The organism is Longimicrobiales bacterium, from assembly GCA_028823235.1.
In the GTDB taxonomy this organism is placed as follows: domain Bacteria; phylum Gemmatimonadota; class Gemmatimonadetes; order Longimicrobiales; family Gaopeijiaceae; genus UBA2589.
On the sequence record JAPKBW010000002.1, the window covers coordinates 18,339 to 44,663 of the forward strand.

Genomic DNA, 26,325 nt, shown 5'->3' on the forward strand with positions numbered 1-26,325 from the left:
TCCATGGATCGACGACAGGCCCTAAAACTGCTGGGCGCTTCGGCCGCAGTGGCTGGACTTACGCCCTCGCAGCTGGCTGCGCTGCTGGATTCGGGACATCCCGCGATGCGGACCCGGGCCGCCTTCACGTCGGAGCAGCGTGAGACGGTCGCTGCGATGGCCGAGACGATCATTCCGGAGACAGACACTCCTGGGGCCGGTGAGGCGGGGGTGGCGGAATTCATCGAAGTGATCGTTTCGGAGTGGTACGCTCCGGATCAGCAGGAACGGTTTATGCGCGGACTCGCTCACGTCGACGAAAACAGCACCGCCCTTTTTGCAGTGCGGTTCCCATACACCGGACCTGAACGACAGACGGCGATCCTTTCGGAGTTGGAGGCCGAAGGCACAGCACTGAACGCGGCCGCCACCCTAGCTGGTGGGGAAATGCCGCCGCCATTCTTCCATCAATTCCGAAGCCTCGTTCTTCATGGTTACTACACGTCTGAGGTCGGGATGGCGGAGGAGTTGATGTTCCGGAAGGTGCCGGGGCGCTTCAATGGCTGTGTGGACCTCGAGACCGTAACGAGGCCGATCCCCGATGAGTGGCCACCTGCGCGAGGACAAGGAGCCGCCCGTGGCTAAGCAGGAGCGGTACGATGCGATCGTCGTGGGATCTGGAATCACCGGCGGATGGGCCGCAAAGGAGCTGACCGAGCGTGGGATGCGCGTGCTGGTGCTGGAGGCAGGCCGCCCCATCGATCCCAACCTCGACTATGTCATGCTGAAGCAGCCCCATGAGCTGAAGTATCGAGGTCGGCGTGATCGGGAACGGCAGGAGAGAGAGCGGCCCATTCAGAGCACGTGCTACGCCTGTGACGAATGGAGTGAGGATTTCTTCGTACGCGACGACCTGAACCCGTACACAACCGGAGAGGACAAGCCGTTCTCATGGATTCGGTCCAGACAGGTGGGTGGCCGTTCCATCGTCTGGGGCCGGCAGGTCTACCGGCTCAGCGACTTGGACTTCGAGGCGAATGCGAGGGACGGACACGGTGTCGACTGGCCGATCCGATATGCTGACCTCGCACCCTGGTACGACCACGTGGAGCGATTCATCGGCGTGAGCGGTCGAGCGGAAGGGCTCCCCCAGCTGCCCGATAGCCAATTCCTGGCGCCCATGGACCTCAACTGTGCCGAACAGCATGTAAGAGAGGGCCTGACCCGCGCGTACGGGGGCGAGCGTCTTCTCACCATTGGCCGAGCGGCGATCCTGTCGGAGGACCATCGCGACCGTAAGGCCTGTCACTACTGCGGCACGTGCGAGCGGGGCTGCACGACGCATTCGTACTTCAGTTCGCTCGCCGCCACGTTGCCCGCGGCCGCTGCGACCGGACGGATGACGCTTCGTCCATACAGTGTGGTGGAAAGCGTTCTCCGAGATCCGGCGACGGGGCTGGCCACTGGTGTCCGGGTGATCGACGCAGAGACTCGCGAAGAGATCCAGTTCGAGGCACGTCTCGTGTTCATGTGTGCATCCGCGCTCGAGTCGGCACGCCTCCTCCTCAATTCGACGGACCAAGGGACGCCGGACGGACTTGGCAACTCATCGGGACAGCTGGGCCGGAACCTCATGGATCACACCATGGGGGGCGGCGCGGCCGGTTTTGTCGATGGAATGGATGACAAGTGGATATACGGCCGTAGACCGAACGGGATCTACCTGCCGCGCTTCCGGAACGTGACTGATCAGCATCCTGACTTCCTCCGTGGCTACGCGTATCAGGGTGGCGGGTCGCGGGCAGGGTGGGGCAGGGGGAACGACCTTCCCGGGTTCGGAGCCGATTACAAGCACGCGCTTCGGGAACCAGGACCATGGAAGATGCGCCTGTACGGGTTCGGCGAGTGTCTCCCGCGCGAGTCGAACTACGTGACCCTCGACCCCGATACGGTCGATACTTGGGGCATTCCCGCGCTACAGATCCACTGCGAGTGGAGCGACAACGAGCGTGCGGCGCTAGGAGACATGACCGTTCAGGCCGCGGAGATGCTTGAGGCGGTCGGTGTCAGGGACGTGTCATCGTTCACCGAAGACAATCCTCCCGGACTGACCATCCATGAGATGGGGACGGCACGCATGGGCCACGATCCGGAGACCTCTGTCCTGAATGAATGGAATCAGTCTTGGGACGTGCCTAACCTTTTCGTCACCGACGGCGCGTGCATGGCGTCGAGTGGGACTCAGAATCCGAGCCTGACTTACATGGCACTGACAGCGCGGGCCGTGGATCGCGCGGTAAAGCTGGTCAGCGACGGCGTCTTGTGAGGAGGGCGGTCACCTGACCTTGGCTGGCGATTGATGAGGTCGATCTGCATTCTGTCGCACTTGATCGACTCAGCTTGAGAGCCGCACCATGACGAAGCCCGGAGCCCCACAGTCCCGCCGCAACTTCATGGGGAGCCTCGCAGCAGGCGCCCTCGCAGCGGGCGCGACCCCTCACGTGCTCTCCGGGGCGGAACGCAGAAACGTCCGCACGATCGCTGCCCGGAAGTATCAGTCCGCTAATGACCAGATCCAGCTGGCTGTGATCGGGGCAGGCGGCATGGGCATGGCTGATGTCAGTACGGCGCTGCAGGTCCCGGGTGTAAGGCTCGTGGCCGCTGCGGACGTCTACCAGGGCCGACTCGAGGCGACTCAGGAGCTATATGGATCGGACGTTTTTACGACCCGAGACTATCGTGAAGTCCTCGCCCGCGACGACATCGACGCGGTCATCATCGGGGCTCCGGACCACTGGCATATGCAAATGTCCGTCGACGCCCTGCGCGCTGGAAAGTCGGTGTATTGCGAGAAGCCGATGGTGCATCGAATTGAACAGGGTGCAGAGCTGATTCGAGCCCAGGAGGAGTCGGGCAAGACGTTCCAGGTCGGCAGCCAGGGCATGAGTTCTCTCGGCAACGAGAAGGCTCGTGAACTTCTTGCAGCGGGTGCGATCGGTGAGCTGAACTACGCCGAGGGGTTTTGGGCACGGAACGATCCGATCGGGGCTTGGCAGTACGCGATCCCTGAGGACGAGTCCGAGGAAACCGTGGACTGGGACATGTTTCTCGGGTCCGCCCCCCGGATCCCCTATGACCCACTGCGGATCTTCCGATGGCGCAACTATCGGGACTATGGCACCGGAGTCTCTGGCGACCTCTTCGTGCACCTCTTTTCGAGCCTTCACTTTGTGGCTCAATCCAAGGGTCCGCAGAAGATCATGGCCCAGGGGGGTCTCAGGTACTGGAAGGACGGTCGTGAGGTGCCCGACGTTCTCTTGGGCATGTTCGACTATCCAGCGTCCGACACGCACCCCCCATTCAACCTGTCGCTGAGGGTCAACTTCGTGGACGGGACTTCAGGCAGCACGTTCCTGCGCCTGGTCGGAAGTGAAGGCGCCATGGACGTGACCTGGACGGACGTCGTGCTTCGCAGGAACAAGGCCGTGAGTCCGACCGATGTCTTCATGCAGATGAAGAATGACGAGATGGAGCAGGCCGTGGCGGCGCGTGCTCAGATGCTGCCGCCGGCCGAGAGCTTCTACACGGTAGAGGACGGTTATATGGGCGCTCATTTCGATCACTTCATGAATTTCTTTTCTGGTGTTCGCGAGGGTACGCCCGTTGCCGAGGATGCAGTCTTTGGTCTTCGGGCAGCGGCTCCAGCGCTGGCTTGCAACGACAGTTATTTCGATCAGAAGGTGGTTACATGGGATCCCGAAAAGATGGAAGTCCTGTGAGCGGCGCGAATCAGCTGCGATTCGACTCGCCGGGGGCGAAATGGCCCTCCCTGTTTTTCCTCGCTGGCTTCGCTGCCGGATGCACGGGGGACCGGCCCGAGACGATGCCGGCGGGAGCGGTCACGTACACGGCTGCGTCGCACAACGTGTTGACATCCGAGGAAGAGGCCGATGGATGGGCCCTCCTGTTTGACGGGACATCGACGAGAGGGTGGCGCGGCTATGGCCGCGACGATTTCCCGTCCGGTGGGTGGGTCGTTGAACACGGACAGCTGGTCGGGCAGTCGACGAGCGGCGACATGGACGGCGGTGACATCATCACGACCTCGGTCTTCACCGACTTCGAGCTCGTCTTCGACTTCAAGGTCGGGCCCGAAGGGAACAGCGGCGTCTTTTATCGAGCACAGGAACAGGAGGGCGTAGGGCTGTGGCAGGTCGCGGCGGAGTACCAGGTGCTCGATGACCCGGCGTACATCGCCATGGGCACAATGGACATGAACATGCATCTGACGGGCGAGAACTACGCTCTGCATGCCGCGGCCGAGAAGGACATGAACCCGACGGGTGAGTGGAATTCAGGCCGCATCGTGGTCGAAGGTGACCAGGTTCAGCACTGGCTGAACGGGCAGGTCACCGTCGAATTCGACATGTATACGGACGATTGGCAGGCGCGGGTCGATGCCAGCAAGTTTGGAGTCGAAGAGCACTATTCACGGGCTCCAATGGGGGCGATTGGCCTGCAGGATCACGGGACGCCGGTCTGGTATCGGAACATCAAGATCCGGCGGATCGCGGGAGGCTGAGGCGGTGCGTCTTCCACTGGCGCCGCTTCGCACGGTCGCGGGCGTGGTTGCCCTGAGCGTGGTGGTGTCGCTCCCTTACAGTGTGGCCGCCCAGGAGCCTGAATCGATCTTCAACGGCCGAGACCTCTCCGGCTGGACAATCCACGGCACAGAGCGCTGGTACGTCGAGGGCGGCGAGCTGATCTGCGAGAGCGGCCCGGATGCCGCGTACGGCTATCTCCGCACAGATGCCACGTTTCGGGATTTTGAGCTTACGCTGGAGTTTCGGCAGGAGGCCGACGGAAACAGCGGTGTCTTCTTCAGATCGACGCTCGACGGCGTGATCATCACGGGCTGGCAGGCTGAGGTCGCGCCGCCCGGCCTGTTCTCAGGGGGGATCTACGAGTCGTACGGCCGCGGCTGGTTGATCCAGCCGGAGCCTGACCGGGACTCGGCGCTCCGTATGGGGGAGTGGAACGAGATGCGGGTCCGTGTTGTGGGCGATCATGTGACCACTTGGATCAACGGCACAGAGATGATCGACCTCGTCGACGAGAAGATTGGAGAGGCGACAGGACACATCGCCCTGCAGATCCACGACGGCGGTGGGATCCGAGTTCGGTGGCGGAATATTCGAGTGGTCGATTTCGGGGGCTGATCCCTCAGTCCAGCGCGCCCTTCATTATCGCGATGTCCGATTCAAACGAATCGGGAGAGAGGGGTCCGAAGGAGAAGCGGAAAAAATTGGCGAGGGGCGAGTCGTCTCCTCGACGGGCCATGTCGCAGTCGGTCCCCTTGAGAATCGCAGCACCTTTTTTGAACAGCCGCTGATTAAACGTCTCGGCTGTCAGGTGTCCGGGAAGTCGGCACCAGTGATAGAACCCGCCATCTCCAGAGTAGAGTTCGAGTCCGAGGTCGCGGAAGGCTGCCTCGTACCGCGCCCGCTGCTCGCCGTAGTAGGCGGGCACGGCCTCTCTGGCCTTCGCGACTCGATCTTTCTCGAACAATTCCACGGCGTAGAGCTGCGATGGGTGCGATACGCCACCCATTCCGAACGACGAGAAGTTGCTCAGGATCTCAACGTTCTCTTTCGACGACACAATCCAGCCGACGCGAATACCTGGGGCCTGCAGCCCTTTGGTCGCGGCTCCGATCACGAAGAGGTTCGACTCGTCGATGTCCTCTACGAACTGTAGGGCACTTACCGGCGGGTCATGGAAGAACTCGTATGCCTCATCAATGAGCACTCCGGTATCTCCCTTTGCTGCCTCGACGAGCTCCTGAAGCTCTGCACCAGACCTCGTCACACCCGTCGGATTGCAGGGGTTGCTCAGTAGCGCGAGTCGTCGCCCCTCGCCCCCCAGGTAGTCGGCCGCGGTCGGTTTGAATCCGTTCTCGATGCCGCTCGGTACCAGCTCGTAGCGCTTTCCCAGTCGCTCGAGGAGGTCGTAGTACGGAGTGTATTCGGTCTCCGCGATTCGGACGGTCGCATCAGGATCGAGGAAGAGCAGGGTCGAGACAATGGCAGGTCGCCCGCCCGCGAAGACCATGACATTTTCGGCCTCGATGCCGGCATCGTAGCAGCGGTTGTAGTATCCCGCGATCGACTCCCGGAGCGCCGGCATGCCCCATGCTTTGGGATAGCGCAAATCTTCCCACCCGATATCGACGCTGGTTGGCATGGCTGGACCGCCAGGCAACTGGTCCGTCCGAGGGAAGCCCTGACTCCACGGGTGGGTACCGGCGTCCCCCATGTAGGAGCCAAACGAATCCATGAAAGCGTAGAGTGTCTCGTAGATGCCCATCGGGCGGACATAGCGCAGGAAACTCATCGGCGGCTCTCCTCGCGAATGGCGTGAAATTCAGTGCCCTCGTTCCAGTTGGGCCACACATCGGACTGGATGACCACCCGTCCGATCTCGTAATACAGCTGCACGTCGCTGACCGCGCCGGACAAGTCCCAAGACTCGTCGAACTCGTCTGACACCATGTGGTAGCGGTCAGAGTTGTACGCGTCGTTCTGCATCTGGCCGTACCCGGATCCGTGCTCGACGTGATCGATGCCCGGGCCGGGATAGATCATCGGCACGCCAAATTTCGCCAGCTCGAAGTGATCGGACCTGAAGTAGTAGCCCTTCTCAGGTTCAGGATCAGGATCGACTCGGCGTCCCTGTACCGTGGCTGCCGCATCGGCGATGCCATCGAGCTCAGACATGCCGTACCCTTGCACCACCAGTTCACGGGTGGGTCCGAAGCTGCTCAGTCCGTCCATGTTTAGTCCGGCAACGGTTTGAGCTAGCGGGAAGACCGGATCCGCAGCGTAGTGCGCGGAGCCGAGTAACCCCTGTTCCTCAGCGGTCACCGCGAGAAAGACGATAGATCGGCGGGGCGCGGCGGGGCGTCGAGAATACGCTTCAGCCAGCTCGAGCAGCGCGGCGGTGCCGGACGCGTTGTCGTGCGCGCCGTTGTAGATACCGTCCTGCCCGGCAGCGACGAGCGCAGCGTCGGTTCCGAAATGATCCCAATGCGCCATGTAGATGAAGTAATCGTCCGGCGCTTCAGATCCAGGAAGAACCGCGATGACGTTCTTCGAGTCGGAGAAGCGCAGCGTGTTCGAGATCGACGCCGAAAGGCTCATGTCCATGGAAGTCGCGGCCAGCTCGCCTGCATCGGCTTGGGCGGCCAGTTTGTCGAAGTCGAGTCCGGCACGTCCAAAGAGGCGGTGGGTCGTTTCCTCGGTGATCCATCCCTCGATCGCCACGTGGCCTGCGTTCCCATCGTCACTCTGAAGATTGAATTGCGGTCCGGTCCAGCTGTTGCGGACTGTCTCCCATCCGTAGGCGGCCGGAGCCGTCTGATGCACGATCAGTGCGGCGGCGGCGCCTTGCCGCGCGGCTTCCTCGAACTTGTACGTCCACCGGCCGTAGTACGTCATCGTGTTGCCGGAAAACACGTCCGGATCCTGTGTGGCGAAGCCGGGGTCGTTTACCAGAATAACCACGGTCTTCCCCGCGACATCGACGCCTGCATAATCGTCCCAACCGAATTCTGGGGCGACGATGCCGTAGCCCACGAAGACCATTTCAGAGTCCTGGACGCTGGACTCGTCGACGACCCGTGTCGTCCACGTCACGAAGTCGTCGGCATAGGCGAACGACATCGGGTCGCCCATACCGGTCACGCGGAACGGCGCGCGCTCCGGGTCAACCGTGATATCGACCAATGGTACGTCCTGGAAGTAGCTATCCCCGTTCCCAGGCTCGAGGCCGAGAGAGGCGAAGTACTCCGAGATGTACGCGACAGTAAGCTCTTCACCGGGGGAAGAAGGCGCGCGTCCGCCGAACTCGTCAGATGCGAGGACAGCCATATGCTCCGCGATCTGGGCCTCTGTGATCGAGCCGGGACCACCGGCCCCGTCGTCGCCTTCATCAAAGACTGAGTCGGAAGCGGCGCCACCACAGTTGGCGAGGAATGCCAAGGCTATCGCGGCGGGCATGGCACGATGGATCTGTTTCATGTTGCTCATGGTCGGATCGAAGGGGTTGCTATTCCAGTGGGGGCGGGCGGCCTTGTTTACTCAGGCCCCCGGGTCCAAGTCTCGCAGGAGAACCTTACGAAACTGAACGGGATGACTTTCGCTCTGGAGGGCAATGTAGCCCCGGGAAAGTTCCGTGCCGTCGGGCTTGGCGGTGGGGTCGAAGCCTGTGACCACTCCACCACCGACAACGGGGTGTTCGTAGACCAGCACGGTGTCGCCGTTCACAGCGTGGACGATCGACTTGTGACCGCGCACCCAGAGGTCGACCGTGACCCACGCCTCGCCGTGAAATGTGGGTGACGTCGAGTTGATGCAGTGCGCTTCGGTGAACACGCCGCCGATGTCCACATGGGTACCGGGCGTACACAGGTTTGCGGTCGCGCGCTCGTCAGTGCCGTCACCCCCGAGGAACTGCGCCTCGATCGAGACGGGAAAGTCCTGGTCTGCGAGCATCGATTCGGCACTCTGGGCGTGCAGCATCGCGCCACTGTTCCGAAGGGCCCAGTCCGGTCCGTCCTCCGCTTGCTCTCCGACGAATCGGTACTCGACACGTAGTTGATAGTGCGAGAAGGGCGTGTCATAGAAGAGGTGCCCAAAACGCTCGTCGAACGGACCATAGGCGTCGACGTCGGCGTCCCCCGCATAGCTCACGGTCAAAAGCCCGTCCTCGACTCGAAACGTATGGTATGGGTCTTCGCCCGCCTCGCTGCCGCGGATCTTCGGAGTCCACCCGGTCAGGTCTTCACCGTTGAAGAGGGCGGTCCAGCCGCTGGTTCCATCGCCAGAGGCGTCCGCCGGTTCTTTGTTCGATGAATCGGCTGCGCAGCCGGTGCAGAGCAGGGCGGTGAGCACGAGCGAGGTGACTTGGCGAATAGACATGACGGTTGTGGTTGGGAATCTTATGATCCGGGGATCCTACCCGATGCGCCGGACGTTTTCCACTGGAGGCGAGATGTCTGTACTGATCGATCGATTTGGGGCCAATCGCAAAGCAGCGGACGCGTTTCTTGCTGCGATGGATGGGTATGGCTGCCTGACCCTGAGGGCTCCCGGAAAGTGGACACCGTCGCAATTCGTCGAGCCGCACACACTGAATCATCTCTTCCAGATGCCGGAGCAGTCATGAGAATCAGAATCTGGTTAGGCCTACTCCTTGGGGGTGCGACGTTGGCTTCCGCCGCGACTAGTGGTCGCCTGGACGCCCAGGAAAATCCGCTCCCTGCCGTGGAGAAGGTCCGCAACTACCTCCCCCACATGACTGTGCCCGAGGTGCAGGACCTGCTGAGCCGCTCGGACATGGTGATTCTACCCGTCGCCTCACTCGAACAGCACGGGCTGCATCTGCCCATTGGAACCGACTACCTGAATGGGGTGGAGAGGGCCAAGCTCATCGCGCAGCGCGCAGACGTTCTTGTGGCCCCGATTCTCCTTCCGGGGCAGTCGCCGTATCACATGGGCTTTGAGGGGACGGTCACGCTCCCCTCGCCGCTCATCCAGGAGGTGTACGTCGAGGCGGCCAAGAGCCTGATGACGCATGGCTTCAAGCGGTTTTTGGTTCTGAACGCACACGGAGGAAACGCTGCAATCACACGGTTCATCGTTGATAGGATTAACCAGGAGACTGAGGGGATCGCAGTGGACCTCGGAGCCGTTCTGGGTCCCTTCAGGCAGCCGCTGGCCGGCACACCTCAGTCTGACAATGCGCCCCCGGTGTTCGACCGCCACGGCGGGACCGGTGAAACGTCGAGCTCCATGTATCTCATACCGGAACTCGTGAATCTTGATGTGGCTGTTCCGGCTGAGTTGACACTTCCCCCTCACATGGAGGCGATGCTTCCGGCGGTGATCGGAGGTGACCCGACAGCGCTCACGGTTTTCCTCGCAGAGGGGCTGAAGGACGAAGCGACCGGGAAGGGCACCTCGGCCGCTCAGATGTCGACGACCGGTGTGTGGGGCGTGAGGGATCCTGCCGAAGGCACAGCCGAGCGCGGGTGGGCGGACACTGAGTCGATGGTCACTGCCGCGGTCGCTTTCATCGAACGATGGAATGAGCTCAGACCTCCGGGGACCGGACGATAGGCATGCGACTACGCGGGCGTCGGACTGGCATTGTGGGCTGACGGTGGGCGAGCCCGGACATGGGATCGCCCACGGTTTTTGTAACGATTTATGGAGTCGTCGGGGTCCATGATGCGAACGGAAATCCCACGATCGATGGGTTCAGCCATTGGGTCCAACGATGGCATCCGGAGCTACCGCGAGGTCGCTCACCCTGGGAACGGGACGGCCCCGACGAACGATTGGTGCGGCTTCACGCTTGAAGCCGGCCTTAGGGGATAGGCTACCGGACTGCATCAGCCGGAGAGGCAGCTCCTACTGTCTTGCAAGAAGTACCTATCCGCCGAACCTCGCTCAGGCGGTTCAAGACGACGGCATCGTGATTGAGCCCGAGTGGCTGACGCCTGGGATGGCTCACATCAAGTCCTGGCTACGACCGAATCTGCCAGTACGTCTCGATCTCGGTCGCCATCCCGCCCGGTAGCGAACTCATCCCAACTGCAGCCCTAGTTCCTTTCCCTGCGTCCTCGCCGAAGATCTGGACCATGAAGTCGCTGAAGCCGTTGATCACAAGGGGCTGATCGATGAAGTCCGGTGTGGCATTCACCATTCCAAAAGTCCGAACCAGCCGTTCCACTCGGTCGAGGCTTCCCAGCGCGTTTCGGACAGTCGCGAGAATGTTCAGCCCGCACTGATACGCCGCGGCCTGGCCCTGCTCGATCGAGTAGTCATCCCCGACTTTCCCCTGGAATCCGGGTCCGCCGTCCGGCGTGCGGGGCGTGTGGCCTGCTGCATACAGAACGTTGCCCACGACCACAGCCGGGACGTAGGTCGCGATCGGACGCGGTGCGGTAGGGAGCTCAATGCCGAGTTCTCGGATCCGTGCTTCCGGACTGACCTGAGTGAGTCGCTCCAGTTCGGCCCCGGCGCTCTCCGCTGCCGACAGCCGGCCAGGCAAGAAGAGTCCGAGGCCCGCTGTCGCGGCGCCTCCGAAAAAGCTGCGACGGGTCGGTTGATTCGGCATGAGCTCTACTGAGTTGGAGTGCAATGAATTGGTGAGGCGATCGAATCTCTGATCTAATCATAGGACAGCAGTCTGGAGCAGACGACCCAGGGATACCAAACGGGGCCCCGACCATGATGTGGTCCAGGCCCCGCGTTCTATCGACTGCTGAGAGGCAGGCTAGCTGATCGTCGCGAGCCCTACCTGTGCGAGCACCACCAGCATGACGCGCTGTACCCCGATGTGGCCGTCGACATTGCGGAACCACTCGTCGAGAGAGTGTGCGCCTACGCCCTGACCACCACCACCAATGGTGATCGCCGGGATGCCCATGGAGATCGGGATGTTCGAATCCGTGGACGAGCGACCGAACGTCGGCTCGAGGCCCATGGCGCGCGTGACTGCGGCAGCCTGCTGCACATACGGGTCGTCCTCGGCTACTTCACCTGACGGACGGTCACCAATGAGATCAACGTCGACCGTGAGCGCCGGGCCACGTGTCCGGAGATCATTCTCTTCCGACATTGCGTGCTGGATCGCACCCTGGAGAATCGCATCAACAGCGATGAGAGTCTCCACGCCCTGCGAACGCATGTCGATCTCCATCCAGGACTCGAACGGGACCGAGTTCACGGACGTGCCGCCACCGACTCGGCCCACGTTGTAGCTCGTCCGGAACGGAGCGTTACGGGTGTACGGATCCGCGCCATCCTGGAAGTAGCGGATTGCCCTACCCATCGCGTGTGCCGGGTTTGCGAGGCCGAAGGCACCCCACGAATGTCCACCCGGTCCCTTGAACGTCACGCGGTAGCGATGAGACCCGAGACCCATGTGGGTGATACCCGTCGCACCGGTGCCATCGACCGAGATGAACTGGTCGATGCGAGGTCCGCCGTCCCGGAAGAGGTGCTTCATGCCGCGCAGATCACCGATTCCTTCTTCACCGACGTTCCCGATGAAGAGGATGTCGCCCTCGGTCCTGATGTTTGCGTCGTTCATCGCACGAAGCACAGCGAGCAGCGTCGCGAGCCCTCGTGTGTCGTCGGCGATGCCGGGTGCGAAGATCGTGTCACCCCGCTGGGTGATGCTCACATCCGTACCTTCAGGGAAGACCGTGTCCAGATGACCAGCGATGGCCAACACTTCCCCACCACCCGTGCCGCGACGGAGCCCGATCACGTTGCCGATTTCGTCCGTCCAGGCACTATCCACGCCGATTTCGCGAATCATTTCCAGATACGCTGCACCGCGCTCGTCCTCCATGAACGGCGGTGCCGGGATCTGGGTGAGCGTGCGCAGGTCGTCCATCGTCTGTTCGTCTGTCGCTTCGATATGATCCATCGCGGACTGGACGACGGGGCTGCTCATGAGTTGGCGGATTTGGGCGTCGTAGTCCGACGCCGTCTGAGCCTGGAGCTCCGAGGCGACGGACACCAGCAGGCAGGTAAGGGCCGCGGCGGTAACAAAGGGGCGAAGGGAACGAGCTATCATGGCTTCTTGAACTCCAGTGGTACGATTTGCGATCGGTCGATGGATGATGTGGCCCGGACTATGCGAAGGGCTGCGATCTCGCGGAAGGCCCCGAGGACGACATAGCGCACGTGACTTGTTCCAGCCGCACCCCTCTCCTACCGTCTCAGCGACCCGAATGGGTCCACCGATACCGGCACTGCACAAGGAGCACCTCGAACATGATGTTGCCTGGCACCTCAGACGTTCTACATCGCTCGCGCCGTTCTCTGCACCGTCCTAGCCTCGCCGCCGCCGCCTTTCTGGTTTTGGCAACGCCGGTGTTCGCGCAGGATGCCAAGGATCAGATGGCTGCATTCATCGATGCGAACGCAGATCAGTTCGGCGAAACCGCTCAGGAGATCTGGGAGCTGGCTGAGGTCGGCTATATGGAGACCGAGTCGTCGGAGACCCTTCAGGGACTCCTGCGCGCCGAAGGCTTTGAGATCGCAGCCGGTGTGGCGGGAATCCCGACGGCGTTCGTCGCATCGTGGGGCGGAGGCGGCCCGGTCATCGGGATCATGGGTGAATACGACGCGCTACCTGGCATCAACCAGAGTCGGTCTGCGGAGCGCGATCCGATTCCCGGGAAGATCGCAGGGCATGCGTGTGGGCATCACCTTTTCGGCACCGGCTCCGTGGCTGCCGCCATGGCGGTGAAGGACTGGCTCGAGGAGACGGGGACAACCGGCACAGTCCGTGTCTACGGTACGCCAGCTGAGGAAGGCGGCGCGGGGAAGGTCTACATGGTTCGAGCCGGCCTGATGAATGACGTGGACGCCATGCTGCACTGGCATGCGGGCTCCCGGAACGACGCGAGCGCCTCGTCCTCGCTGGCCAACAAGTCGGCGAAGATTCGTTTCTACGGCCAGTCGGCCCATGCGGCGGCGGCCCCCTGGCGCGGCCGCTCGTCGCTCGACGGTGTCGAGGCGATGCACGACATGATCAACATGATGCGTGAGCATGTGACCCCGGCCAGCCGGATTCATTACGTGATCACTGCGGGTGGCTTTGCACCGAACGTCATTCCGGACTTCGCCGAGTCTTACATCTATGTTCGGCACCCAGACCCGGAAGAAGTTCGTCGGATGTTCGACCGAGTCATTTTGACGGCGGAGGGCGCTGCGCTCGGAACGGAGACCCGAATGGAGTACGAGGTCATCCACGGCATCTACAACGTGCTGCCGAACGCGGCTCTCGGGCGTGCGATGCATGCGAACCTATCGCGCGTTGGAGGTGTGCCATACACGGCAGATGAAGTGCGCTTCGCTGAGATGATTCAGACCACGTTCCCGGATGGCGTGCCGCCCATTTCAAGTGCTCAAGATGTTCAGCCATTTGAAGTGATCGAGGTCGGGCAGGGGGGCTCGACGGACGTTGGAGACGTGAGTTGGACGATTCCGACGGCGGGTCTGAGCACTGCGACGTGGGTGCCGGGGACGTCTGCGCACTCCTGGCAGGCGGTTGCCGCCGGTGGGACAGAGATCGGGAACAAGGGCATGATCAACGCTGCGAAGGCGCTGGCGTTCACCATGCACGATCTCTTCACGAACCCGGCCCTGCTTGAAGAAGCCCGTACCGAGTTTCTGACCCGTCGCGGCCCCGACTACATCTACGAGCCACTGCTCGGCGATCGCGATCCGCCGTTGGACTATCGGGCGAGCGTGATTGGGGGTTCGGGAAACTAGGGGCGACCCCAAGAGGGACGATGTTCTCGCGAGCGTGGCGCCAGCTCGAGTGCCGTCACCGTGCCTGGCGGTATCGAGTCCGAAAAGACCCGCCGGAAGTTCGGTGGATGCGTGAAGTGATCCCAAGGGGCCACGGTCGTTGATGCCGGCGCGTACAAAGGCGGGTACACCTTCTGGATGCGTGAGGAGGTGGGCCCGCAGGGGCAGGTGTTCGCATTTGAGCCCCAGCCGGAGCTCGCGGACTTCGTCGGGCGCATGATCCAGGTCGTCAGCTGGCAGAACGTCCTCGTCGACTGTTGTGGATTGTCGTCCGAGGCGGGAGAGAGGGCACTCCATGCCCCCCTGGGAAGACCGAGCCAACAGGCGTCCCTCGTCGTCGAACGGACTGACGGACGTAGCTACGACCTTCCGCTTAAGACCCTGGACGAGGCGTTCGCTGAGCATGATGGCCGGCCTGTGTCCCTCATCAAGTGCGGTGTGGAAGGACACGAACTCGATGTGTTTCTGGGGGAGGCGAGCCACGCTCGAGCGCGACCAACCTCGGCTGTTGTTCGAGTGCGAAGAACGACACGATCGCGAGCGAGGGGTTGGCGCTGTGTTCGAGTATCTAGAGTCGCTGGGCTATGTCGGCCAGGTCTTCATGGGCCGGGATCTGCTACCGCTCGATCAGTTCGACGTGAGGCTGCATCAGGACGAACTGAAGCGGCCCCCTATGCGAACAACTTTGCCTTCGTGCATACAGACGGTCTCTAGCTACGCCCGCGAATCCTCGCTGGTCCACGAAGTCTCTCGACTACCGCCCGGCCCTCCGAGTTTAGAAGCGAGCCTCTCGGTCGCCACTGTGTACGCGCAGCCGAAACAGACGACGTCCCCCGTCCCAGCGACCACGAGTCGGTGGCCCCACAACCAGCTCATCGAGCTGACGCCGCCGAGCGCGCCGCCTTCCTCGTTTGCTCGTTCACCGGGTGGCCGTCCGCAGCATCGGGGACGTCGAGGCCGTTCCACAGTGTTGTCCCAACCTTGCAGGTGCCTCCGGCCTCTCTACCTTGGCCGCCGTCGGTCGCCTTGGCCGGTCAGTCTGATCTGCATGAGAAAAGACCATATGCGTAAGGATAGTCCTGAGAACGACGCGGGCTCGGAGGTGGAACTTGGGTGACGTACTGATTCGAGGTGGTACGGTCGTGTCTTCCACAGGCACGCAGAAAGCGGACGTCCTGATCCGTGATGGCAAGATCATCGAGGTCGGCGCCGACCTCGCCGCCACACGGGGGGATAGCCCCGCGCACGTACTTGGTGGCTCCGTCGAGGTCATCGACGCCACCGGGCACTTGGTCATGCCCGGCGGCATCGACACGCACACGCACCTGGCGCATCCGATCGGCCGTCTCGGTGTTACGACGGCGGACGACTTCTACACGGGGACCGTTGCGGCTGCGTTTGGAGGCGTGACCACCATTGTGGACTTCGCGCTGCAGGATCAGGGTGGCACACTGGCAGCGGCGCGTGATGGACGCCTCGGCGTGATCGCTCCCGATGCGGTCATCGACTACGGCTTCCACATCATCGTGACAGATGTGAACGAAGCGGTTCTTGGGGAGATCGAAGCACTGGTCGCTTCGGGATTTCCGTCGTTCAAGATTTACATGACATACGGGGACAAGAAGATCGCTGATGACGATCTGATTCTCCTCCTCGAACGTGCGGCTCAGCACGGTGGACTGATTTACGCGCACTGCGAGAACGACTGTGCCGTGACGCATCTGATCGAGCGGCACCTTCACGAAGGAAAGACGGGGCCAGCGTACCACGCGACGAGCCGCCCGCCTGCTGTCGAAGCCGAGGCGACGAACCGGGCGATCATGCTCGCCGAGCTCGCGGGTGCACCCATCTGTATTGCCCACGTCACGTCAACCGGAGCGGCGGAGCATGTGGCGGCGGCTCGTGCGCGGGGAGCATACGTCACGGCGGAGACCTGCCCACAGTATCTGGTTCTGGACGACTCGGTCTACGATCCGGCCGCGGGCTGCGAGGTGGCCAAGTTCGTTTGTAGCCCTCCGATGCGTGATGTCGCACATGTCGAGGCCCTCTGGAAAGCGCTGGCTGCTGGTTCGATCCAGCAGGTGTCATCGGACCACGCGCCGTTCCGCTTCGAGGGACAGAAGACCGGTGGTTGTGACAATTTCACCCAGATCCCGAACGGGCTTCCCGGCATCGAGACCCGGCTCCCGATCCTGTTCACGGAGGGCGTGACCAAGGGACGCCTTTCGCCGGAGCGTTTTGTGGAACTCGTGGCCACCGGCCCGGCTCGGATCTTCAGCCTGGATAACAAGGGCTCGATCGCGCCGGGCATGGATGCCGACATCATCGTGGTCGACCCCGACCGTGAAGTCGAGATCGACCCGTCTGTACTCCACTCCGCAGTCGACTACAGCCCTTATCAGGGGATGAAGCTGCGTGGCTTCCCGACCTGGACGCTCTCGCGAGGCGAGGTCGTTGTGGCCGACGGGGAGCTTCTGGGCGAGCGGGGGCGTGGCGAGCGCGTCGAGCGCCAGCCGATTGATGCTGGTCCGGACTGGTCCGTCGGTCCAACTGCCGCCGAGGCCAGCCGGGTTGAGGCCACTCCCGTTGGGGCTACTTCGGAATCAGATCGTCCCTGACCTCGTCGATGATGCCGTAAAAGCAGCACCATTCGCCTTCGAGTACCGAAGGACGTGACCGAAGTCCAAACACCAGGCCGTCCTCGGGTGCTGCGACCTCGGCGGCCACCTCTCCGTAGAGATCGTAGATCTTTCCGAGGGGTGTGCCTGCGTCCATGGCTGTCTCGAACGTCATCGCAGCGTCACCTACCCACATGCCCGATGCGGGTGCGAGGAGCGCCTCCTGGTGGCCCATCCGCCACTCGGCGGCGTAGGTGGCGTCTCCCGAGACCATGCCATAGTGCTGCATGACGTTGTAGTAGCCGACAGCCAGATCCTCTGCGATCTCGTGGAAGTCGCTCGTGAGTGTGCGGCAGTTTCCACCGAGCTCGACCGTGACGCCGGCCTTACCCAACTCAGCCATCTTCGACGCCGGGTTTCCTCCGCCCACGCCACTGCGGAAGACCAAGTCCCACGGCTCGCCCATAGCGGCGGCGAGCTCGAGGCTCTGAGGATTGTCCGAGGCGAAGATCATGTGCGCGAGGTAGGAGTGCTCGCCTCCTGAGTGGATCGCGATCTGGAGATCACATGCGTCCTTCATTGCGATCCAGTGCGCCCATGCCGCACGCTCCGTCGGGTAGCCGTCCGCGCGCCCGGGATACATGCGATTCATGTCGTACGTGAAGGAGTCGAGCGGGTCTCCACGCTTCCCAGCCTCGAAGGCCGGGACATTCATGGCACCCACGCCGACGACCGTTCCGGAGATCGCGGACGGGTCGAGTCGCTCGAAGAGTTTGAAGATCGAGAACGCACCCTCCGGTTCATCTCCGTGTGTCGCACCGTTGATCCATAACACCGGGCCATCGCTGGATCCGTGACAGACGAGCACTGGGATTTCCCGTTTCCGTCCGTCCACACTCGATCCATAGACGAGGGCAGCACGCCCTGACGTTCCGGCGTCAATGCTGCCGTTTCCGATCTCGAATGCATCTCTCATGGCTTTTCGGGTCCTATCGTCACGTGTGTGAAAACTGGGTGTGAATGAAGATGGTCCGTGCTGAAATCCGTTCGGATCTCAGCCGATGGTCTCCAGCAGGAATGGGATGTCGTTTTCGCTCGCGAGAGCACGAATACTCTCGAACAGATCGCGTTGCAGGGGAATACCACGGCTCATACGTTCCGCGGCGCGCCGTTGCTCGGACTCGCCGGGGAGCTGGATCGGGTGCTCAGCGTCGATCGGATCCGCGGACATGATCTGCTCGATGAGCCGCTCTAGGCGGAGATCGAATGTCTCTCGTTCCATGAAGGCTTCGATATCGATCGCGATCATTGTGTGGGCGACGTCGAAATCCTGGTCATCCTGAAAGACATCTGTGCCGAACATTGAGCCGGTGAGGACCCCCGTAAGGACATCCGTGATCAGGCTCAGGCCGTAGCCTTTGTAGTCCCCCACGGGCAGAAGGGGACCCTCGTCCGCCGCCACAGGATCCGTCGTGCGCTCCCCGTCGGGAGTCAACGCCCAGTTGTCGGGCATTGGCAGCCCTTCGCGGGCGAGCCAGCGCATCATCCCTTTCCCCGACTGCGTCAGTGCCATGTCGAGGACGATCGGAAAATGGTCGCGGCGCGGGACAGCCATGCCCCACGGGTTCGTTCCCAGGACCGGTTGCGTGGCTCCCCAGGGGGCCATTTCGGCGCCGGCGTTCGTCATCGCGATTCCTATCAGCCCTTCATCGGCCGCATGCTTCGCGTGGTAGCCGGAGGTGCCGAAGTGATTCGAATGTTGGACTGCGACCATTGCGATGCCCGTCGTACGGGCCTTTTCGATGGCTCGGCTCATGGCGCGGTGGCCAGCGACGTATCCTAGACCGTTGCCCGCATCGAGGAGGGCGGTCGAAGTGCGATCAGCCACCCAGGTCATGTGGGCGTCACCGACCAGTCCACCGTTTCTGAATCGCCGCGCGAAACGAGGGAGCTTCTCGAAACCCTGGCCCTGGCCTGGGTGCCACCACAGGGCCGCAGTGAGGATGCCGTCGGCGTTGATCCGGGACTCCTCTTTGTTGGCGCCCAGGCCTGCGAAGAACGTTTCGAGGAATGCACGCCCAGACGCCTGACTGACGCGCACGGTGTCGAGTGCGTCAGTCAGGTCATACATGGACCCGTCCCCAGTCGTAACCTGCGTGAGCAGGATCCCTCGCCTACCGGTTGCCTCCCGGACGATAAACCCGCACTGGGGTCAGGTTCGCTCCGGTAAGGCCCGTCGGCTCGTCCTCGCTCACAACCGGCATGTTCAGCGTACCGATACCGTCGATCGTGGCGCTGATGACCTCGCCTGCCTGCAGGAAGCGCTGCTCGCCTCGGACCGCAGTGCCCATTCCTGTGCCGCCTGACGTGCCGTTGTTGATCACATCTCCGGGGTACAGCGTGATGATCGAGGAGCCGTACTCTACGAGCTCCCAGAGTGTGTGGATCATGTCGCCCGCGGTCGCTTCCTGCATGACCTCGTCGCCGACGTTGAGCGTCTGTCGCAGGATCTCCATCGGGTTGCCGTAAAACTCCTTTGGCACAATCCAGGGACCCATGGGTGCGAACGTGTCGTGGCCTTTTCCGACGAACCAGTCAGAGGTGAGCGGGTTGCCGCCCGGAGGCCGCCCACCGCGATCCGAAATATCCATGGTGACCAAATATCCGAAGATGTGCGCCTCGGCATCGTTCGCAGAGATGTACTTCCCGGCCCGCCCGATGACCGCGCCGAGCTCGACTTCCCAGTCGATCCGGGTCCGGCCCCAAGGAAGGATGATCGGTTGACCATCTCCCACTACCGCGCCTCGACTCGGCTTCATGAAGAGGTATGGCACACCGCGATTTTCGCGTCGCTGACGACGAGCCTCCTCGCGGTTCGCATCATCTCCGGTCTCGTTGACGTGACTGTAGAAGTTCACGGCTGCATTCAGAATTTTCCCCGGATACATGATCGGCGGCAGCGTCTGGACTTCGTCGAGATCGTAGACGTACTCGGCACGAGTGCCGGTGATCATGTCGTTCGCCACGACGTAGTTCACGATCTCGTAAAGGCGAGCCTTCATGCCGTACTCGTAGCGCGAGATCAGCTCGAGCATGTCGGCGGGAAGCGGAATCGCCGGATACGCGGCGTTTCGCTCCAGCGCGGTGTTCGCTCGGTTCAGCTCGACGATGTACTGGTCGCGCAATACGATCGCGACCTGGGGTGCGCCCTCGATTTCGAAGGTGCCGACTTTGAATGGCTCCGCGATGTCCATCTGAGCCGCTACAGGGGCGGCCGGCGCGATGGCGAGTGGCGCGAGCGCGAACAGCAGTGAGATGGGCGATCGACGACGCATGTTCATGTCCTTGGTTTGTGGAAGGACAGGAGATTGCGACTGCTAATCGGGTCGCACAACCTCCAGTGAACTCTCCGGCGTCTGTCCGCGAGCGAACACATCGACGTAGGGGCTCCGCGCGTGCGTAAAGTCTTTGACGCGCTGGAGGTCTTCCTCGGGCGCGTCACTCACCACCGAGATTGTGTACCGGACGTTGATGTATCCGGCGACGCTGTCCGATACACCGAAGAGCGCTGCGTCATCGAAGTCAGCTTGCACTTCCACCTCGACACTCTGTACGGGAACGCCGAGCCGTGCGGCTTCCATCACGTACACGATTGCGACACAAGACCCGAGCGCGGCGCGACCCAGCACTCCGGGCGTCGGCCCCTCACCACCACCACCGGCCTTCGGCGACATGTCCGCGACCAGTTTCCACGGACCTTCTTCGATATGGCACGTGAGCTTGTTGTCGACGCGGGCGCGGGACGTAGCTGTGTTCAGCCCCCGCTCCGGATCTTTCTTGAACATCTCCGAGATCCACTGGTGCGCTGTCGCTATAGGACTGAGGTCGATCATGAAAGGAGGGTGTTGGAGTGGACGCTGGCCTGCTCGGTGAGTGGCCCCCGATGATATGTATATGGGAATATCACGGCACGGAGGTCAGTGAGAATTTTCCCCCGGTGCGCTCCCGCTCTAGAATGGCGGTCCCTTAAACAGTGAGCCGAAGCATGCGCCGTCCTTTCTGCACACTCGCCGCCATCGCACTTGGTGTTGCGTCGCCCATCGGGGCCGCCGCACAGGATCCCGGCATCGATGCCGCGGTCGAGCGGTACGTCGATCAGATCATCGAGATGCGTCACCAGATCCACGAGAACCCGGAGCTCGGGAATCGGGAGTTCGAGACCGCCGCGCTCGTCGCGGCTCATCTCCGTTCTCTGGGGTTCGACGAGGTGACGACCGATGTAGCGCACACGGGCGTCGTCGGAATCCTCATCGGTGGGCTTCCTGGGGATACCGTTGCGGTCCGTGCGGACATGGACGCGCTGCCGGTCACGGAAGGGACGGGCTATGATTTCGCCTCGACGGTTCGGACCGAGTACCTCGGGCAGGAGGTCGGGGTCATGCACGCGTGCGGACACGACATCCACGTGGCGGTTCAGCTTGGCGTCGCCTCGGTTCTCGCCTCTATCCGTGACGAGATCCCTGGCGTGGTGAAGTTCATTTTCCAGCCGGCCGAGGAAGGCCCGCCGCCGGGAGAGGAGGGTGGGGCCGATCTGATGGTGCGCGAGGGCGTGCTCGACGGACCGCGCCCGTCAGCCATCTTCGGACTCCATACGCTCGCTGCAATGGAGGTTGGCACGCTGGGCTACGCGACCGGACCGGCGCTCGCGGCGGTCGATGGTTTCAATATCCGGATCATCGGACAGCAGGCGCACGGGGCGTATCCGGAGCTGGGAATCGATCCGATCGTCATAGCGGCACAGGTCGTGATGGGCCTTCAGACGATCCGTTCGCGGAATCTTCCTTCGCTCGAGCCGAGTGTCGTGACCGTCGGTCGGATCAGCGGCGGGACACGTCGCAACATCATCCCCGAAGACGTGATCATGGAGGGAACGGTACGGACGTACTCGCCGCAGGTACGCGACGACATCGAGCGCCGGATGGAGGAGATCGTTGCCGGGATCGTGGCGGCGGGGGGCGGTCAGTACGAGCTCCAGTACGACCGCGGTACACCTGCGACTATCAACGACGCGACGCTGACACAGCAGATGGCGCCCACGCTCTCGAAGATCGTCGGGGACAAGGTCGAGGTCCTGGACCCAGTCATGGGTGGAGAGGACTTCGCGTACTTCGCGAATGAGGTGCCCGGGTTCTTCTTCCGTCTCGGCATGGTCGCGCCGGGCGAAACATCTGGTGGACACCACACGCCGACGTTCAAGGCAGACGACGCGTCGATTCCTGTGGGGATGCGTGCGATGTCGAATCTGCTCATCGACTATCTGAAGAGCCGTCCGAGGATGCAGCCATGAAGAACGTGAACGTCGCTGGTATCCGGTCGGCGGGTGCCGCCGCCCTCCGCGTGCGTACCGGGAACGCGTTCCTAGCCGGCCTGCTAGTGTCGGTCACGAGTGTGTTCGCCACCGACGCCGCCGCTCAGACTCGCTTCCTTCGCCAACCGTCCGTAAGCGCGACCGAGATCGCCTTCGTGCATGCGAACGACATCTGGGTCGTCGGGCGTGATGGAGGGGCCGCTCGTCGACTCACGACGAATGAGGGCGCGGAGACCGAACCTGCGTTCAGTCCGGACGGCCAGTGGATCGCGTTCACAGGGCAGTACGACGGGAACCAGGATGTCTACCTGGTCTCCGCGACCGGTGGGCAGCCACAGCGGCTGACGTGGCATCCGAGTGCAGATGCCGTTCAGGGCTGGACGTCAGAAGGGGACATCCTCTTCCGCTCTGGCCGCGAGGCCGTCCCGACCCGGCTCTGGAAGTTCTTCAGCGTGTCCCCTCAGGGCGGATATCCCGAGGCGCTGCCCGTTCACCAGGCCTACCAAGGCGAGATGAGTGAGGACGGCTCGATGCTCGCCTATCAGGAAATTCAGCTGTGGGACCCGGGTTGGCGGAACTACCGCGGTGGCCAGGCACAGCCGGTGCGGGTCGTGTCGCTGCCTTCGCTCGACCTGCAGACGCCATCCTGGGAGGGGGAGCGTCATCTCGATCCGTCGTGGATGGACGGATCGGTCTACTACATGTCCGAGCGCGACTACGCGAGCAATGTGTGGACGTACGACCCGGCGACCGGACAGGATCGCCAGCTCACCCAGCACGCGGACTTCGATGTGATGAGCCTGGATTCCGGACACGGCGTCGTGGTCTACGAGCAGGCCGGGTATCTGCATGAGTGGGACGCTGGGACCGGCGCGACCCGGCAACTCGACATTCAGGCGGCCGGAGATCAGAACTGGGCGCGCTCCCGCTGGGAGGACGTTGGCGGCAACCAGCTGACCAATGCACGGCTTTCGCCAACCGGGAAACGCGCGCTCTTCCAGCACCGCGGAGACATTTTCACCGTTCCGGTCGAGCAGGGCAGCTGGCGCAATCTCACGCAGTCGCCGGGCGTCGCCGACAGGCACCCGGTGTGGTCGCCGGACGGCGAGCAGGTCGCCTGGTTCAATGACGAGTCGGGCGAGTATGGGCTCGTGATTGCCGACCAGGATGGCGGAAACGCTCGACGAATCGAGATATCCGAACCGTCATTCTATTTCTTGCCGACTTGGTCTCCGGACGGCTCGAAGCTCGCGTTTACTGATACACACTACCGTGTGCTCGTAATGGACGTCGCTTCCGGCGACATCGATCACGTCGACACCGATCGCTACGCTCACCCCGAGCGAACAATGAACCCGGAGTGGTCACCGGACTCCCGATTCATCACCTATGCCCGTCGTCTCGACACGCAACTACGTGTCGTCGTCGTGCACGACACGGAAACGGGCGAGACCCATCAACTGACGGACGGAATGGCCGATGCCATCTCGCCGGTGTGGGATGCTTCGGGGGACTACCTCTACTTTCTGGCGTCGACGAACTACGGCCTGAACACTGGCTGGCTCGACATGACGTCGTTCGACCACCCCGTCACGCGTGCGCTGTATGTCGCGATCCTCGACGCCGATGGTGCCTCGCCGTTCCTCCCGCGCAGTGACGAAGAGGGGACGGGCGAGGCCACGGATGCCCACACCGCTGGGAAAGACGGTGATACGCAGGATGCCCCGTCGGTCACGCTCGACGTTGCCGGTATCGAGTCACGCATCGTCGCCGCGCCCGTCCTGCCCCTGAGGAACTACACGGGACTCGTTGCCGGTCCGGCTGGTCAGGTCTTCGTTTCCGAGAGTGTGCTGAACGAGCCCGGGGCGACGCTGCATCGCTACAGCCTGAAAGATCGGGAGCCGATGGAGTACGCCACCGCCATCGTGAGTGCCACCGTTTCGAACGATCGCAAGAAGCTCCTCATGCGTTCCGGTTCTTCGTGGACCGTGACCAACACCGCCGGCGGTGCGCCCAGCTCTTCCGACGGCCACCTCGCCCTGGGTGGTATGCGCATTCGCATAGAGCCCCAGGACGAATGGGGTCAGATGCTGCGTGACGGCTGGCGCTTCATGCGCGACTTCCTCTACGTCGACAATCAGCACGGCGCCCCGTGGGACGACGTCTGGCAGTGGTACTCGGACTGGCTGCCCGATGTCGAGCACCGCTCTGACTTCGGCCAGTTGCTCGACATGGTGTCCGCAGAAATCGCCGTCGGACACTCTTATGTGCGCGGAGGCGATTTCCCTGACCTCACGAGTCCCCGTACCGGACTTCTCGGCGCGGATATCGTAGCGTCCAACGGCGGTTATCAGATTTCCCGAATCTACACCGGAGAGAACTGGAACCCCGGGCTCACCGGACCGCTGGCGCACGCTGGACTCGGCGTGTCGGAGGGCGACTATATCGTCGCGGTCGAAGGCCAAGTTCTGTCCGCACCGACAAACCCGTTCGAGCTCCTTGAAGGCACAGCTGGGCGCACGGTTCGCATTTCGGTGAACTCTTCGCCATCGGTGAAGGGTGCCCGCGAAATCATCGTGGAGCCGACTGGTGACGAGGGGCAGCTACGGAGCTGGGCGTGGGTCGAAGACAATCGTCGGAAGGTCGATGAGATGAGTGACGGCCAACTCGCGTACGTCTGGCTCCCGAACACGGGACAGGGCGGCTACACCTACTTCAACCGGATGTATTTCGCACAGCAGGACCGGAAGGGTGCGGTCATAGATGAGCGGAACAACGGTGGCGGGTCAGCTGCGGATTATATTGTGGATCTCATGGCACGCGAGCTCACCGGCTACTTCAACTCGAAGGCCGGAGACAAGAAGCCGTGGACGCAGCCGATGGCAGGCTTGTTCGGACCGAAGGTCATGATTATCAACGAACGCGCAGGATCGGGTGGTGATCTCATGCCCTACCTCTTCCGCTTCCGAGGCGTCGGGCCGCTGGTGGGCACGCGTACGTGGGGCGGACTGGTCGGCACGTGGGATACGCCACCGCTTCTCGATGGGGGGAGTTTTGTTGCGCCGCGTGGTGGATTCTTCGACGTGAACGGAGAGTGGGCCATTGAGGCCGACGGCATCGCGCCGGACATCGAAGTGATGAATACGCCGAAGGAAGTCGCCACGGGACGCGATCCTCAGCTGGAGGCGGCGGTCGCTGAGGCGCTTCGCCTCCTGGAAACCGAGGGTGTCGAGCTCATGGCGGAGCCGGCTGCCCCGGTCCGATACCGGAGGCCGGGCGGACGGTAGGTATGATCTTTGGGCCATGCACCCAAGCGCATCGGGAGCGGTGCCTCTGCCTCTTCGACGCGAACTGCCCTGAGTTTCTTCGCGCCCAATGAGCGGGTGGCGTACGAGGCGTTCCTCGACCCCGGCCTTGAGGGGTACCTGGTCGGCATCGTTGACGATGAGCTCGTGGGTGCGTTCGGCATGCACGACGCCGAGGGCTATTATCTTCTCTGGATCCTGATCGACCCGGCTGCGCAGGGTCGCGGGGTGGGTTTGGCGACGATGACCCGGGTCCTGGAGATCGGCGATGGCCGGGCGATCTCAATCGCGGCGAGTCACAAGTCCGCTCCGTTCTTCGCTCGGTTTGGTGCGCGGGTCGTGGAGGAGACTCCCGATGATTGGGGCACAGGGTGGACATGGAGTTGTAGTCGTTCGTCTATTTCACGGCTGAGGGATGAGCTGACTCAGGTCAGTCCTCCTGCCCTTCTAGCAGATATCGCTCGAGCCAGCCGCCTGTGAGCTGGACGCCATGCCGGGCGTCGCCGCCTCTGAATCCGTGCCCCGCCTCTGGGAATTCGACGAGGTCTGACATGATCTCAGCACCCAGCAGGGCTTGGTACATCCGCTCGCGGTGATCAAGTGGAACCAGGTTGTCTGCCGTCCCCATGCTACATGGGACCAACTACATGCTCACTCCC

At 62.6% G+C, this 26,325-nt stretch carries 21 protein-coding genes; 12 read left to right on the forward strand and 9 right to left on the reverse strand.

Annotation, left to right across the window (positions count from 1 at the left end; genetic code table 11):
• The first annotated feature begins 3 nt into the window (after positions 1–3).
• The 5 genes from OSA81_00980 (at position 4) to OSA81_01000 (ending at position 5,198) form a co-directional block, all read left to right on the forward strand.
• Positions 4–624, forward strand: coding sequence for a gluconate 2-dehydrogenase subunit 3 family protein (locus OSA81_00980; protein MDE0897565.1), 621 nt, complete (start codon positions 4–6; stop codon positions 622–624).
• Positions 581–2,305, forward strand: coding sequence for a GMC family oxidoreductase (locus OSA81_00985; protein ID MDE0897566.1), 1,725 nt, complete (start codon positions 581–583; stop codon positions 2,303–2,305). Before OSA81_00980 ends, OSA81_00985 begins: the two co-directional genes overlap by 44 nt.
• 88 nt (positions 2,306–2,393) lie before the next feature.
• A complete protein-coding gene (locus OSA81_00990) occupies positions 2,394–3,758 on the forward strand; it encodes a Gfo/Idh/MocA family oxidoreductase (protein MDE0897567.1) in 1,365 nt (454 codons plus the stop codon).
• Entirely contained in the window at positions 3,728–4,561 is an 834-nt protein-coding gene (locus tag OSA81_00995; GenBank protein ID MDE0897568.1) for a DUF1080 domain-containing protein, read from the forward strand. Before OSA81_00990 ends, OSA81_00995 begins: the two co-directional genes overlap by 31 nt.
• 4 nt (positions 4,562–4,565) lie before the next feature.
• The gene (locus OSA81_01000) at positions 4,566–5,198 is read left to right on the forward strand and encodes a DUF1080 domain-containing protein (GenBank protein ID MDE0897569.1); all 633 of its coding nucleotides are present in this window, start codon (positions 4,566–4,568) and stop codon (positions 5,196–5,198) included.
• Between the two features lie 4 nt (positions 5,199–5,202).
• Here the strand turns inward: OSA81_01000 and OSA81_01005 are convergent, their stop codons facing one another.
• The 3 genes from OSA81_01005 to OSA81_01015 are packed head-to-tail and all read right to left on the reverse strand — an operon-like array spanning position 5,203 to position 8,957.
• Positions 5,203–6,372 (reverse strand): pyridoxal phosphate-dependent aminotransferase, encoded by a 1,170-nt coding sequence (locus OSA81_01005; protein MDE0897570.1) that lies wholly within the window; start codon positions 6,370–6,372, stop codon positions 5,203–5,205.
• Positions 6,369–8,066, reverse strand: a complete 1,698-nt coding sequence (locus tag OSA81_01010; GenBank protein MDE0897571.1) for a M28 family metallopeptidase — start codon at positions 8,064–8,066, stop codon at positions 6,369–6,371. Before OSA81_01010 ends, OSA81_01005 begins: the two co-directional genes overlap by 4 nt.
• 51 nt (positions 8,067–8,117) lie before the next feature.
• A complete protein-coding gene (locus tag OSA81_01015; protein ID MDE0897572.1) occupies positions 8,118–8,957 on the reverse strand; it encodes a DUF1080 domain-containing protein in 840 nt (279 codons plus the stop codon).
• A 73-nt stretch (positions 8,958–9,030) separates the two neighbouring features.
• Here OSA81_01015 and OSA81_01020 point away from each other — a divergent pair, with 73 nt between their 5' ends.
• Both OSA81_01020 and OSA81_01025 read left to right on the forward strand, forming a co-directional pair.
• Positions 9,031–9,204: a hypothetical protein gene (locus OSA81_01020; GenBank protein ID MDE0897573.1), complete on the forward strand. Its 174-nt coding sequence runs from the start codon at positions 9,031–9,033 to the stop codon at positions 9,202–9,204.
• Positions 9,201–10,157, forward strand: a complete 957-nt coding sequence (locus tag OSA81_01025; protein MDE0897574.1) for a creatininase family protein — start codon at positions 9,201–9,203, stop codon at positions 10,155–10,157. Before OSA81_01020 ends, OSA81_01025 begins: the two co-directional genes overlap by 4 nt.
• Positions 10,158–10,566: 409 nt before the next feature.
• Here the strand turns inward: OSA81_01025 and OSA81_01030 are convergent, their stop codons facing one another.
• Together OSA81_01030 and OSA81_01035 are read right to left on the reverse strand one after the other, a co-directional pair.
• Positions 10,567–11,160, reverse strand: a complete 594-nt coding sequence (locus tag OSA81_01030; protein MDE0897575.1) for an Atu1372/SO_1960 family protein — start codon at positions 11,158–11,160, stop codon at positions 10,567–10,569.
• Between the two features lie 159 nt (positions 11,161–11,319).
• Entirely contained in the window at positions 11,320–12,630 is a 1,311-nt protein-coding gene (locus tag OSA81_01035) for a M20/M25/M40 family metallo-hydrolase (protein ID MDE0897576.1), read from the reverse strand.
• Positions 12,631–12,830: 200 nt separating this feature from the next.
• Between OSA81_01035 and OSA81_01040 the strand changes: the two genes are divergently transcribed.
• Both OSA81_01040 and hydA read left to right on the forward strand, forming a co-directional pair.
• Entirely contained in the window at positions 12,831–14,336 is a 1,506-nt protein-coding gene (locus OSA81_01040; protein MDE0897577.1) for an amidohydrolase, read from the forward strand.
• Between the two features lie 1,148 nt (positions 14,337–15,484).
• The gene (gene hydA, locus OSA81_01045) at positions 15,485–16,993 is read left to right on the forward strand and encodes a dihydropyrimidinase (GenBank protein MDE0897578.1); all 1,509 of its coding nucleotides are present in this window, start codon (positions 15,485–15,487) and stop codon (positions 16,991–16,993) included.
• Here the strand turns inward: hydA and OSA81_01050 are convergent.
• The 4 genes from OSA81_01050 to OSA81_01065 form a co-directional block, all read right to left on the reverse strand.
• A complete protein-coding gene (locus OSA81_01050) occupies positions 16,968–17,969 on the reverse strand; it encodes a M14 family metallopeptidase (GenBank protein ID MDE0897579.1) in 1,002 nt (333 codons plus the stop codon). The two genes, hydA and OSA81_01050, sit on opposite strands and share 26 nt — an antisense overlap.
• A gap of 78 nt (positions 17,970–18,047) precedes the next feature.
• On the reverse strand, positions 18,048–19,124 hold the full coding sequence (locus tag OSA81_01055; GenBank protein MDE0897580.1) for an Ldh family oxidoreductase: 1,077 nt from the start codon (positions 19,122–19,124) through the stop codon (positions 18,048–18,050).
• A 43-nt stretch (positions 19,125–19,167) separates the two neighbouring features.
• Positions 19,168–20,328, reverse strand: a complete 1,161-nt coding sequence (locus OSA81_01060) for a fumarylacetoacetate hydrolase family protein (GenBank protein MDE0897581.1) — start codon at positions 20,326–20,328, stop codon at positions 19,168–19,170.
• A 42-nt stretch (positions 20,329–20,370) separates the two neighbouring features.
• The gene (locus OSA81_01065; protein ID MDE0897582.1) at positions 20,371–20,838 is read right to left on the reverse strand and encodes an OsmC family protein; all 468 of its coding nucleotides are present in this window, start codon (positions 20,836–20,838) and stop codon (positions 20,371–20,373) included.
• A 200-nt stretch (positions 20,839–21,038) separates the two neighbouring features.
• Between OSA81_01065 and OSA81_01070 the strand changes: the two genes are divergently transcribed.
• From OSA81_01070 to OSA81_01080, 3 genes are read left to right on the forward strand one after another with little or no spacing between them, the layout of a single operon-like run.
• Entirely contained in the window at positions 21,039–22,340 is a 1,302-nt protein-coding gene (locus tag OSA81_01070; GenBank protein MDE0897583.1) for an amidohydrolase, read from the forward strand.
• A complete protein-coding gene (locus tag OSA81_01075; protein MDE0897584.1) occupies positions 22,337–25,648 on the forward strand; it encodes a PDZ domain-containing protein in 3,312 nt (1,103 codons plus the stop codon). Before OSA81_01070 ends, OSA81_01075 begins: the two co-directional genes overlap by 4 nt.
• Positions 25,649–25,657: 9 nt before the next feature.
• Entirely contained in the window at positions 25,658–26,146 is a 489-nt protein-coding gene (locus OSA81_01080) for a GNAT family N-acetyltransferase (protein ID MDE0897585.1), read from the forward strand.
• The last annotated feature ends 179 nt before the right edge of the window (positions 26,147–26,325 follow it).

Excerpts from the sequence above, each read along its gene's own strand:
- OSA81_00980 (MDE0897565.1), top strand. The coding sequence starts at position 4 with ATGGATCGACGACAGGCCCTAAAACTGCTGGGCGCTTCGGCCGCAGTG.
- OSA81_00985 (MDE0897566.1), top strand. The coding sequence starts at position 581 with ATGAGTGGCCACCTGCGCGAGGACAAGGAGCCGCCCGTGGCTAAGCAG.
- OSA81_00990 (MDE0897567.1), top strand. The coding sequence starts at position 2,394 with ATGACGAAGCCCGGAGCCCCACAGTCCCGCCGCAACTTCATGGGGAGC.
- OSA81_00995 (MDE0897568.1), top strand. The coding sequence starts at position 3,728 with ATGGGATCCCGAAAAGATGGAAGTCCTGTGAGCGGCGCGAATCAGCTG.
- OSA81_01005 (MDE0897570.1), bottom strand. The coding sequence starts at position 6,372 with ATGAGTTTCCTGCGCTATGTCCGCCCGATGGGCATCTACGAGACACTC.
- OSA81_01010 (MDE0897571.1), bottom strand. The coding sequence starts at position 8,066 with ATGAGCAACATGAAACAGATCCATCGTGCCATGCCCGCCGCGATAGCC.
- OSA81_01015 (MDE0897572.1), bottom strand. The coding sequence starts at position 8,957 with ATGTCTATTCGCCAAGTCACCTCGCTCGTGCTCACCGCCCTGCTCTGC.
- OSA81_01020 (MDE0897573.1), top strand. The coding sequence starts at position 9,031 with ATGTCTGTACTGATCGATCGATTTGGGGCCAATCGCAAAGCAGCGGAC.
- OSA81_01025 (MDE0897574.1), top strand. The coding sequence starts at position 9,201 with ATGAGAATCAGAATCTGGTTAGGCCTACTCCTTGGGGGTGCGACGTTG.
- OSA81_01030 (MDE0897575.1), bottom strand. The coding sequence starts at position 11,160 with ATGCCGAATCAACCGACCCGTCGCAGCTTTTTCGGAGGCGCCGCGACA.
- OSA81_01035 (MDE0897576.1), bottom strand. The coding sequence starts at position 12,630 with ATGATAGCTCGTTCCCTTCGCCCCTTTGTTACCGCCGCGGCCCTTACC.
- OSA81_01040 (MDE0897577.1), top strand. The coding sequence starts at position 12,831 with ATGATGTTGCCTGGCACCTCAGACGTTCTACATCGCTCGCGCCGTTCT.
- OSA81_01050 (MDE0897579.1), bottom strand. The coding sequence starts at position 17,969 with ATGAGAGATGCATTCGAGATCGGAAACGGCAGCATTGACGCCGGAACG.
- OSA81_01055 (MDE0897580.1), bottom strand. The coding sequence starts at position 19,124 with ATGTATGACCTGACTGACGCACTCGACACCGTGCGCGTCAGTCAGGCG.
- OSA81_01060 (MDE0897581.1), bottom strand. The coding sequence starts at position 20,328 with ATGCGTCGTCGATCGCCCATCTCACTGCTGTTCGCGCTCGCGCCACTC.
- OSA81_01065 (MDE0897582.1), bottom strand. The coding sequence starts at position 20,838 with ATGTTCAAGAAAGATCCGGAGCGGGGGCTGAACACAGCTACGTCCCGC.
- OSA81_01070 (MDE0897583.1), top strand. The coding sequence starts at position 21,039 with ATGCGCCGTCCTTTCTGCACACTCGCCGCCATCGCACTTGGTGTTGCG.
- OSA81_01075 (MDE0897584.1), top strand. The coding sequence starts at position 22,337 with ATGAAGAACGTGAACGTCGCTGGTATCCGGTCGGCGGGTGCCGCCGCC.